The organism is Catenulispora pinistramenti (assembly GCF_018274385.1).
GTDB lineage: Bacteria > Actinomycetota > Actinomycetes > Streptomycetales > Catenulisporaceae > Catenulispora > Catenulispora pinistramenti.
Genome location: NZ_JAAFYZ010000579.1, coordinates 1 through 460 on the forward strand (window position 1 = coordinate 1; position 460 = coordinate 460).

A 460-nucleotide genomic window follows, 5' to 3' on the forward strand; every position below is an offset into this window, starting at 1 on the left:
TGTATAAGAGACAACCCCACACCTCCGTCAACCCGGCCGGCCACTCCGGCTCCACCACATCCACCACCCGCAGTCCGGCCGCCACGATCTCCCGCACCCGGTCACCCAGCGTCCGATGGTGTTCCGCGTACGTCGCCAGCCCCCGCTCGTCGAACTCGACATACGGCCGCCGGTCGAAGTACGAGTCACGCGCCGTCAGCCCCGCCTCGGTCGGGTCGTCCGGGAACGACCAGCGGATCGGGTGCGACACCGAGAACACCCAGCGCCCGCCCGGCTTCAGCACGCGTGCCGCCTCGCGCATCACCGCCGCCGAGTCCGCGACGAACGGGACCGCGCCGTACGCCGCGCACACGATGTCGAACGCCTCGTCCGCGAACGGCAGCCGCGTGGCGTCCGCCTGCACCAGCGGCATCCCGGCCGCCGCGTCGCTCGCCATCACGCCCGACCCGCCGCCGCTCGC

The 460-nt window shown here is 72.8% G+C and carries 1 protein-coding gene; it reads right to left on the reverse strand.

Features of this window, described 5'->3' with window-relative positions:
* Positions 1–460, reverse strand: a 460-nt coding sequence (locus tag KGQ19_RS48870) for a class I SAM-dependent methyltransferase (protein WP_212022507.1), incomplete at both ends; no start/stop codon positions are given.